The 10,368-nt window shown below is 38.9% G+C and carries 11 protein-coding genes; 4 read left to right on the plus strand and 7 right to left on the minus strand.

Going from position 1 to position 10,368, the window contains the following annotated elements:
- The first annotated feature begins 112 nt into the window (after nt 1–112).
- A complete protein-coding gene (psb35, locus tag PL9631_RS26245; RefSeq protein WP_197046408.1) occupies nt 113–286 on the plus strand; it encodes a photosystem II assembly protein Psb35 in 174 nt (57 codons plus the stop codon).
- A gap of 196 nt (nt 287–482) precedes the next feature.
- On the opposite strand, the gene PL9631_RS17475 is transcribed toward psb35, so the two are convergent.
- The 5 genes from PL9631_RS17475 to PL9631_RS17495 form a co-directional block, all read right to left on the minus strand.
- Complete coding sequence (locus PL9631_RS17475) at nt 483–1,241, minus strand: LmeA family phospholipid-binding protein (RefSeq protein ID WP_083622291.1); 759 nt, start codon at nt 1,239–1,241, stop codon at nt 483–485.
- A gap of 225 nt (nt 1,242–1,466) precedes the next feature.
- Complete coding sequence (locus PL9631_RS17480; protein ID WP_083622293.1) at nt 1,467–1,748, minus strand: type II toxin-antitoxin system RelE/ParE family toxin; 282 nt, start codon at nt 1,746–1,748, stop codon at nt 1,467–1,469.
- Nucleotides 1,729–1,956: a hypothetical protein gene (locus PL9631_RS17485; protein ID WP_083622294.1), complete on the minus strand. Its 228-nt coding sequence runs from the start codon at nt 1,954–1,956 to the stop codon at nt 1,729–1,731. The genes PL9631_RS17480 and PL9631_RS17485 overlap by 20 nt, the downstream gene beginning before the upstream one ends.
- Nucleotides 1,957–2,059: 103 nt before the next feature.
- The gene (locus PL9631_RS17490; RefSeq protein ID WP_083622296.1) at nt 2,060–2,674 is read right to left on the minus strand and encodes a pentapeptide repeat-containing protein; all 615 of its coding nucleotides are present in this window, start codon (nt 2,672–2,674) and stop codon (nt 2,060–2,062) included.
- Nucleotides 2,675–2,698: 24 nt separating this feature from the next.
- Nucleotides 2,699–4,102, minus strand: coding sequence for an HD domain-containing phosphohydrolase (locus PL9631_RS17495; protein WP_083622297.1), 1,404 nt, complete (start codon nt 4,100–4,102; stop codon nt 2,699–2,701).
- Nucleotides 4,103–4,317: 215 nt separating this feature from the next.
- Here PL9631_RS17495 and PL9631_RS17500 point away from each other — a divergent pair, with 215 nt between their 5' ends.
- Entirely contained in the window at nt 4,318–5,337 is a 1,020-nt protein-coding gene (locus PL9631_RS17500; RefSeq protein WP_083622298.1) for an adenosine deaminase, read from the plus strand.
- 110 nt (nt 5,338–5,447) lie between these two features.
- Complete coding sequence (locus PL9631_RS17505; RefSeq protein WP_083622299.1) at nt 5,448–6,230, plus strand: calcium-binding protein; 783 nt, start codon at nt 5,448–5,450, stop codon at nt 6,228–6,230.
- A gap of 7 nt (nt 6,231–6,237) precedes the next feature.
- On the opposite strand, the gene PL9631_RS17510 is transcribed toward PL9631_RS17505, so the two are convergent.
- Both PL9631_RS17510 and PL9631_RS17515 read right to left on the minus strand, forming a co-directional pair.
- A complete protein-coding gene (locus tag PL9631_RS17510) occupies nt 6,238–7,167 on the minus strand; it encodes a sensor histidine kinase (protein WP_231516771.1) in 930 nt (309 codons plus the stop codon).
- A 695-nt stretch (nt 7,168–7,862) separates the two neighbouring features.
- The gene (locus PL9631_RS17515) at nt 7,863–9,845 is read right to left on the minus strand and encodes an ABC transporter ATP-binding protein (protein WP_083622302.1); all 1,983 of its coding nucleotides are present in this window, start codon (nt 9,843–9,845) and stop codon (nt 7,863–7,865) included.
- A gap of 130 nt (nt 9,846–9,975) precedes the next feature.
- Here PL9631_RS17515 and PL9631_RS27550 point away from each other — a divergent pair, with 130 nt between their 5' ends.
- Nucleotides 9,976–10,065 carry a type II toxin-antitoxin system HicB family antitoxin gene (locus PL9631_RS27550; RefSeq protein WP_456238472.1) on the plus strand — a complete coding sequence of 30 codons (90 nt, stop codon included), beginning with the start codon at nt 9,976–9,978 and terminating at the stop codon, nt 10,063–10,065.
- Nucleotides 10,066–10,368: the final 303 nt, after the last annotated feature.

Consider the following 10,368-nt stretch of genomic DNA (forward strand, 5'->3'; position numbering starts at 1 on the left):
AGATCTTAGGGTTAATTGGGGTAGGATGTCATTGGTATAACCTTTAAGGTTTAGTTAACCAAAAATGAGATAATAGTCAACGTATCATTATAATTAAGGAAAAATCAAGATTATGGCAAGTAGTAATACTCTATGGATTCCGATTGCTGTGCTAATTGTCGGATTTGTGGCGGCGGTGGGTATTGGATCAATTGCTTGGTATAACTCTAAGCGTCCCCCGGGTTGGGAAGATAAAGGAAGACCTGATTATATTCCGAAAGTGAATGAAGAAGATGAGAAAAATTAACAGTTAAGGTTAATTTAACCACCCAGATAAAAAGATATAAAGAAGTTGTAAACACCCTAACCCTAGGTGCTTATTTCTCTACTTTCAATCTGAAAGTCGGGAATAATAGTTAATTTTCCCGACTTTAAACTAAAAGTGATGGTCTTGAACAATTCTCCTCCGTCAATATAATTTTTCCGGGTTAATCCACAACAGTTTAGTTTTTCTTGCCTTTAGGAAATTGGTTGATTTGGGCTGACCCATAAAAGATGAGGGAATTGTTTTGAATTCTCAGTCTATCTACTTTTAATTGGGTTCCATCTAAGGCAAATTTGTCAAGATCTAATAAGTCATTAACATGGTTTACTAGGGCTTGACTCAGGTTAATTTCCTCCTGATTTCCGTTATATTGAACATCAACAAATCGGATTTTTTGACGGTCTTCTACCTCCACCTGAGTTGTGAAATCAACTTGGACGGGTTCTTCTGAATTTCCGAGTAGAATTCCCGATTGAATTCTCAGGGCTTTTTCAGGAGTCACCGTCATCAGGGTTTTGGTAAAGGTTAAGGATTCTCCCTGATATTGCAGGCGCTGGAGTTTTTCCACCACAAACGGGGTGTTAAAGGAGTCCGTTAAGTCTTCCTCCGTTAACACCACCCGCAAACTGGCTTGAGTGGGTTGTCGTAACTTGACTTGACCTGTAAAAATCGCGCTGAAGTCGATGGACACCGCTTGCACATAGAGTTCCATGACCGCAATCCGGAGGCCATTGTACATCAGCATCCCGTTGCCGATAAAATCGAAACCATCGACGCTTCCCTGCAAAAGCTTGGCTACAGGTTCCGCCCGAACGTTGGCTTCAATTTTTTCAGAACGCTTGAACAAAGCTGCGATCGCAGCCCCCACCGCCTTGCTGACAAGGCGATCACCACTCTGATTCTGAAAAGAAGTGCTTCCAAACAAAGCCTGTACCATTCCTATTGCTCGTTAGCTGACTTGCCTATTATAACTTTTTATAAAGTTTTGTAACAATCAGTAATACTTATCAAGAGAATAAGGGGAGATCGGGGTGCGGTGGGATAAGAACACCGGAACCCTGGAAGAAAAGAGTTAACCGCCTAGGTTTGCCGTATCAGTCTATATCCTAACACCCCAGCCACGGTTGCTATATCTGAAACTTTTACTATTTTTGAGAATAGCTTAATAAACCTCATCATGGCTTCCAATATCAATTAAAAAAATTACTCTCTCCACTAATTCCTTATCCTCGGAAAATTCAAAAACAATCCGACAATTATAATTCACCCAACAAGCCCATAACCCATCTAAATTTCCGGTTAACTTATGAGACTTTAAAGAAAAATTAAACGGATCATCAGCCAGAATTTCTAAAACATCAATAATTTTTTGCTGTAAATGTGGATTCTTCTTGATCAGTTTTTTAACTCCCCGCTTAAACCCATTACTCCAGACCAGTTTCATCCTCATCCTCTAATAAATCAGCCATCAGATCACCAACTGTTCCTGGCTTGGCTTTCCCTTCGCGAAACGCCAATTTAACCGCCTCAGCATTCGCCAATATTTCCCCTCGTCGTTGTTCAATTCGTCGCTTACGGATCAACTCCCATAAATAATCCTGTTCCTCAAATGATAATGCCTCAATCGACTCAATCAGGTCTTGAAATATCATCGGGATTACCTCACTTTCACTGATTAATTAACTCTCTCCTAGCTAATTATAAGCTGATTTTTAAAACAAATTAACCACAATCTTATTTCAGGCTGTACAACCATCAACTATTTCCTAACTGTGTTCCTTCGAGACAAGCGCCATCTAAAACCACACCTAAAAATAAGGTTTGTTCAAGAATCGCGCATAGTAAATTAGCCCGTTCTAAATTTGTTCCTCGCAATACCGAACCGGATAAATTGGCTTCTTCTAAATCGGCTTGAGATAAATCAGCACCAGATAAATTAGTATTTCTTAAATCCGCTTGATATAAAATTCCTTGGGATAAATTCACGCCGCGTAAATCAGCACCCCTTAAATCAATCCCACTTAAATCCAAATTTCCACAGGTGGCTCCGGTTAAAAAAGCTCCGGCAAAACTTGCTTCTTTTACCTCAGCATCGAATAGAATAGCGCCCCTTAAATCCGCATTTCTCAAGTCAGCGCCGGATAAATTAGCTCCAGATAAATCAGCCCCTCTTAAATTGGCTCGGAGTTGGGCCCCGGATAAATTAGCCCCGGATAAATTAGCCCCGGATAAATTAGCCCCGGATAAATTAACCTGCGCCAAATTTGCCCCGGATAGATCAATACCGGACAAATTCATATTAGTTAGATCTTTAATTCTTCCTTGTTTAAGGGCATTAAAATCAACCGATAGGGTGCGAGTCATAGTCATAACCAGTGATGATTGAATGTTAGATTATTTTTGTAATTTGGATTTGGAAGTCAACTCCTCCTCTAACCAAATATTGGGTAATTGAGTGGGTTGAGTTGGCAATTGCATCAACCCCATTTCTGTTAATTTGACAACGGTTCTCAAGGATTCAACCAAAGTTGGATCAAACCGAGTACCACTCAACTCCTGACATTTTTCTAGTGCCTCTGTCAAACCTAGGGCCGAACGTTTACCTCGGGGTTGAATAAAGGCTTGAAAATAAGCCACAACTGCCAAAATTCTGGATTTAATATCAATTTCTTCGCCTATTAAACCATCAGGTTTGCCCGTGCCGTCCCAATGTTCTAAATAGTGATAGATGACATCCCGAACTTCCGATAATTCTGGCATAGATTCTAATAATCTAGCCCCAATTAATGTCCGTTCCGACCAAAACTTTTTCGTGGCATCATCCATTTCTTCGGGGGTTTGATTAAACACCTCATCCGGTGCAGATGCTAACCCAATTCTATAGAGTAATCCGGCTAATTGTAACCGTCTTAACGTCACCGTTGGTAAATCTAAAATTTGACCAATGGTTTCGGCTAAAGCCGCTACTTGTAAGGAAGCACAGGGGTTATCCTGATCTCGTTCATCAATCCGTTGTGCCATTCTCAAAAAAGCCTGTAATTTATTGCCACTAATATTCCGACTGACCCGTTTGGCTTGGCCTTCTAATTCCCATAATTCGCGGGTTTGGCGGTTAACCGTAATTAATTCTTGTTGAGAAGATTGTAAATAACTGATAATCCGAGAAACGACGCTGGTTAAATCAGGAACCTGGTGATAAGGTGTAGCTACAATTTGCTGATGTTGTGCCAATAAATTGTCCGCCAATTCAGGATTATAGGGTCGAAAACGTTTAATTAAAATTTCAGCAGATTTACGAACCAACTTTTGATCAAATGTCCATAAACCATAAAATTTTCGTTCCGTATCAATGGTAGGTTTACTATGATGAGCATATTCATCTCCCATCAATTCATGACACAATAGCATGGTCGTATAACTCGGAGCTAAAATGATTAAATTCCACTCCATCACCAAACTATCAGAACGGTCTAAATTAATTAAAGAAACATTCTCTAATTGTCCGGTGCGATGGGTCAAAAATCCACTATCCCCAACGGCACTAATCACAACATGGCGACAAGATTGAGCCATATCATAATACCGTTCAGCTTCTTGAAGGTACCATTTTCCCTCCTGAAATGTGACTAATACCAGTGGTTGTTGATCCCTGGGCGCATCACTATTTTGGAAAATGTGATCTTCGAGGGCATGACACAGGGCAACTAGGGTATTTTTGAAGTAGACACCATAACTAGACGGCAGTTTACCATCAGGAAGGGAGGCTTTCAGTTGATTGAGTGTGGATTCTGGATTCATTATACAAACGGGAGTCCCGACTATTCCTTAAATCTTAACTGTTATCGGCATAATTTTAAGAGTGAACCATTAAAATTTTTCAATTTCTGGTCGAGATCGTCCTGCATCTGGGGTAGGATCAATCCCTGTAGGATATTATAGCCTTGGAAACCCTCTGCATTTTTGGTTAAATTTTGCCTTCAACTTAGCTCACCATCAAAAAACAGAAAATAGACATGATTAATCAGTTTATTGAAAAAATACCTAAAGCGGAATTACATATTCATATTGAAGGGACATTAGAACCGGAATTGATGTTAATCTTGGCGGAAAGAAATCAGGTTAAATTAACCTTTGATTCCGTAGAAGCAGTGCGACAGGCCTATCAATTTGATGGTCTACAATCTTTTCTGGATTTATATTATTTAGGTTCTCAGGTATTATTAAAAGAACAGGATTTTTATGATTTAACTTGGGCTTATTTGGAAAAAGCTGCCGAGCAAAATATTCGACATACGGAAATATTTTTTGATCTGCAAACCCATACAGAACGCGGCATATCTTTTGAAGTGGTAAGCTCAGGAATTATTCAAGCGTTACGGGAAGGGCAGAAAAAGTTAGGTATTTCTTCCCGTTTAATTCTTTGTTTTCTGCGGCATTTAAGTCCAGAATCGGCAATGGAAATCTTAAAACAAGCGATTCCTTATCGAGATCAAATTATTGCTATTGGCTTAGATTCTTCTGAAAAAGATCATCCTCCTTCAAAGTTTCAAGAAGTATTTCAAGTCGCTAGGAATTTGGGATTTTTGACTGTTGCCCATGCCGGAGAAGAAGGGCCACCAGAATATATTTGGCAAGCGATTAATTTATTAAAAGTGAATAGAATTGATCATGGCGTTCGTTGTCTGGAGGATAGGGAATTAGTACAGTATTTAAAGGAAAAACAAATTCCTTTAACGGTTTGTCCTTTATCTAATGTGAAGTTAAAGGTTTTTCCCAGTTTAAAACAACACAATCTTAAAAAACTACTGGATTTAGGATTATGTGTTACGATTAATTCCGATGACCCAGCCTATTTTGGTGGATATCTTCAGGAGAATTTTATCGAAACCCAATCCGCTTTAAACTTAAATCTACAAGAGATTTATCAACTGGCTAAAAATTCTTTTTTAGCTTCATTTTTAGACCATCAAGAAAAACAAGATAGAATTCAGGAGTTAGACCAATTTATGGAACAGTTTAGAGAAAAATCATGATATAATTTTTAACAAATGATTGTCAGGTTGAGTAATTTTAGAGTAAAATAATTTATACTATTTAAAGCCAGTGATTTGCTCTGCTTTAATGTTTTAGGGAGAGTCGATTTATGACGATGCAACCAGATTTTTTATCCCCATCTGTTCCCCAACCCGTACCCATGTCTACAGGAACTACAACCTCCCTAGTGGGAGTTAATATCATTACCATTACCCAAATAGATGTCAATAGAAAGGGTGAATATATTGGAACAACTGGCCCAGATTATATTGAAGTTTCGCCGTTTTTAGCCCCGTTTAACTTTGCTATTTATGGTTTACAGGAGCTCGATACCCTATCAGGAGGTGCGGGAGATGATAGTTTATTTGGAGGGAAAGGAAACGATTCTTTAATCGGTTTAAATGGGAATGATATTATTCAAGGAAATCTAGGTGCGGATTATATTAATAGTGGCGAGGGAAATGATTCCGTTTATGGAGGACAGGGAAATGATACCCTTTTAGGCGGAGGAGGAAATGATTCTTTGGCGGGAGATAAAGGCGTTAATCAATTAACCGGAGGATTTGGGGTTGACCACTTTTCTATTCGAGCTTTTCCTCCCGAGAATACAGGTAATGTATCGGATTTTATTCCCGATAATGCCGATATAATTACGGATTTTACCCCGGGAGAAGATGTCATGATTGTTAGTGGAGTTCCTTCCTTTGCTCAGTTGAATTTAACCTCCATTCCCCCGGAAGCCGTGCGAGGATTATTTCCCAGTATTGAACGTACCCTCGGCGGTGGAACCTTAATTGAAGTTCAAGCTACAGGTCAAATTATTGGGTTTTTAGAAAATATTGAACCCCAACAGTTATTAACATCTTCCTTTCTATTTTTCGAGACTCTTTGAGGTTAGTTTATTCCGTTAAATCGGAATTACTGGTTTCTCCATCACTTAAGGGTAAAAAGATTTCAACGAGAGTGCCTTGATTTTTCCCAGGACTGACTAATTGAATTCTACCCCCCATCATTTCGACTAAATTTTTGGAAATCACTAATCCTAATCCCGTACTTCCTAGGGTGTGGAGTCGGGATTCATCTTCCACAACAAAGGGTTGAAATAGTTTATCTTGAATGTGAGGTGCAATCCCGATTCCCGTATCTTTAATCGTAATCACGGCCATTTCTTCGCTCTCTTGAGTTTGAGGGTGCTCACCATGACGAATTTCTGTACTAATTGAAATACTCCCTCGGTCTGTAAATTTAATCGCATTTCCAATAATATTAATGAAAATTTGTTTAAGTTTGGTGGGGTCTGCTTTAACCTTAATCCGGTGAGAATAGTCTTGTTTATAGAGTCGTAGTCCTTTTTGACGAATATTAGAAAATTGTAGGTAAATAGCAGCCGTTAAACAGGCCTGTAAGTCAATAGTTTTAATATCAAAAGAAATTTTACCTTCCTCAATTCGAGCCAAGTCTAAAACTTGATTGATTAAGGTTAATAAATGCAAAGAAGAATCGTGGGCTTGTTTTAAAAGTTCTATTTCCTCATCTCGATCATCACATAAATCATCTAAGAGGAGTTGTAAGGAACCAATAATCCCATTCATCGGAGTTCTTAACTCATGGGAAGTTTGCCTAAGAAACTCATCTTTTCGATGATTCATCTCCTCCAAAACTTTATTTTTAGATTCAATACTGCCATATTTATCAACCGTTGTTTTTAACTGTTTTTCCAGATCGGCTTTTTCCAGTAGAAACCTCTCTTTTTTGGTTTCCAATAGTGCCTCTAAGGAAGAATTTTTTTGTTTTAACTGTTGCAGATTTTGATAATAAATCAACGCCATTAGAGAACTGAAAAAAGCCACTATGACGCAAATAATCGGTATCCAACCCATGGGTAGCAAAAAACTGTACCCAAGATACGTCAGCAGTCCCACGGCTATCAAACCGATGATAGCCATTGGCACTCCCCACTTTAGCTCCGTTGATTGTCTGAGCTTTTGCCCCATAATATATTACACCCGTCAGTCGCTCCCAAGGTTTAATTTAAGCGACGTTGAAACTTCCCTTTCTATGCTATCTTGCAAAGTTGATTTTGAAATCCCCTTTTTCCGAGGATGAAAATCTTAATAGCAAGCTGTCGTTTTCCTGATTAGGCTTGATACCGCCCCATCCCCTATCAGGCCTCAATTATCCCTCTATGACTGTGGAGGATGTACAGGAGGTCACAGCCTTAGAACCTTGGCAAAATCAAGGTTTTCCTTTCCAGCCCAGCAAATATCATGAATGAATATGGTATTGAACCGACAAACTTGACATCCCCCCTGGGTTATAACTATAGGATTCGATTACCGATTTTAGAAAAAATTAACTTAAATATTGAAAGTCAGGTTGCTTAATTAGGACTTACCCATGGGGCCCGAGAAACCGGGTTTTTGAAAAAATATGTGGGTCACAACGCAGTATTTTCGGAAAAAAACCCGGTTTCTTTGGTTGGGTGCGTAAGTCCTGTTAATAGCACCATTTTCTGCTCATCCGTTCAATTAAAGTTACTACTTCTAATATTTCCTGAAGGAATAGAGGCAATTAATTGACGAGTATAGGCTTGTTTGGGATAGCGATAAATTTCCTCGGCGGTTCCGGTTTCTTCGATTTTTCCTTGATTCATTACAATAATCCGATCGCTCATAAATTTTACCACACTTAAATCATGGGAAATAAAAATATAAGTCAGATTAAATTCTGATTGTAACTCTTTTAATAGGTTCAAAACCTGCGCCTGTACCGACACATCCAGGGCCGAAACCGATTCATCACAAATAATAAATTTAGGATTCAATGCCAAAGCTCTAGCAATACAAATTCGTTGTCTTTGTCCCCCGGAAAATTCATGGGGAAAACGGGTCATTAAATCAGGATTTAAGCCGACTCTTTCTAATAAATAAGCTACGCGATCGCGTTTTTCCTTAAAATTATTTCCCACTTGATGAATAATTAAAGGTTCCATTACCGCCTCCCCAATGCTGATTCTAGGGTCAAGGGAACTAAAAGGATCTTGAAAGATAATCTGCATATTCCGCCGCACCCAACGCATTTTATGATTGAATTGTTGCTGATTCTGATAATTTTTAAATCCACTAAATATAGCTGTTTGTAAATAAGGTGCGGTAATATCCTCACCTTCAAATAATACCTGACCACTCAAGGGTTTAATCAGTTGTAAAATTGCTCTGGCTAAGGTACTTTTTCCACAACCTGATTCTCCCACTAATCCCAAGGTTTCCCCGGGATAAACCTCAAAAGAAACATCATTAACCGCCATAAATAACCGTTTAGTTTGACCCCATACTCCGGGTATTTTAAAACCGACTCTTAAATTTTTAACGGATAAAAGTGGATTATCGGAGGCCAAACTTGATAAAAAGGATTTAGAACTTAAAGCACTATTAGAAATATTATTATAAATTTTATTAACTTCCGATTTAGGTTTTTCCCGAATTTCTTTTTCTCCATTTTCCAGGGTGACAACTTCCATAAAATCCGCCACCGTTGGTAGTCTGACCGCCGGGTTATCTAAGGTAGGACGACAAGCTAATAATCCTTTAGTATAGGGATTTTGAGGGGATGTAAAAATCTGGTTAATAGTTCCTGACTCGACCATTTTTCCCTGGAACATTACCGCCACTTGGTCAGCAATTTGAGCAACAATTCCCAAATCATGGGTAATAAAAATCATTGCCATTCCCCGATATTCTTGTAACTCTTGAAGTAATTCTAATATTGTGGCTTGTACCGTCACATCTAAGGCCGTTGTCGGTTCATCCGCAATTAATAATATGGGGTTACAAGAAATAGCCATAGCAATCATTACCCGTTGTAATTGTCCCCCGGATAATTCATGGGGATATCGATCTAACATAGCTCGTTTTTGAGCATTAACCTGTTGAATAACTTCTCTTTTTCTAGTGCGTTTATCTTGTAATTCCTGGGGAGAACGGGATGTTGCTTGATGGTTTTGTTCTTCTAAGGCTTGCTGCATTAATTGATCATCACTTGGGAGTAATTTAACTTCCTGTAATAAGGATGCGGCTTTCCACATCGCCTGTTTAGGAGATATTTTTTGATGCTGAATAATGGCTTCTGTTAACTGAAATCCAATGGTAAATACGGGATTTAAGGAGGTCATGGGTTCCTGAAAAATCATGGAAATTTGACCGCCTCGATAGGTCTGTTTTTGAGTTGATGAAAGTTGTAATAAATTAACAGGTTGGGAATAGGAGTTATAGTCTTCAGATTCGGGAATTTGAAACCAAACTTCCCCGCTAACTTGAGTGGTTGCGGTGGAAAGTAACCCCATAATTGCCAATGCTGTGACGGATTTTCCTGAACCGGACTCGCCCACAATTCCCAGGGTTTGTCCCCGTCCGACCTGGAAGGAAATACCATCAACGGCGGCGACCGTCCGTTCGTCGGTTTCAAACTCCACCCGCAGATTATTCACGTTCAGGACAGGATATTGCATGGAAGTTACCATCTACATATATATGAATCAATTTAACAGAAGATGGGGAAATAGGGGATAGAATGGCGTCGCACTAACCGGAAAGGATGGCATCAATGCTAAAATAGGAAAATATTTACTTTACCTAATTATGAATATTAAAGCTATTGTTCACGAAGCAGAAGATGGAGGATATTGGGCAGAAGTTCCTGCACTTCCTGGATGTGTGACTCAAGGATAAACGTGGGAAGAAGTGATGGAAAATGTGCAAGAAGCGATAGAAGGTTAGTTAGAGGTGGCAAATGAAAATCTAAAGGAAAAAGAAACTGACCGCATTGTGGAAATTGCAGTATGAAATCAATTTCTGGTAAAAATTTTTGTAAGATTTTGGAAAGAAAAGGCTGGATTTTGAAAAGAATCAAAGGTATCCCTCTTTTGTCACTCTCCGAATTAAGCTAGTAGTAAATCAACTAAGGAATGAAAAATAAATAACTTGCACAATTACAACCTGGAAACCTTGATCTACTGTAAACTATTGCTCAAT

Origin of the sequence: Planktothrix paucivesiculata PCC 9631, assembly GCF_900009265.2 — a bacterium.
In the GTDB taxonomy this organism is placed as follows: Bacteria; Cyanobacteriota; Cyanobacteriia; order Cyanobacteriales; family Microcoleaceae; genus Planktothrix; species Planktothrix paucivesiculata.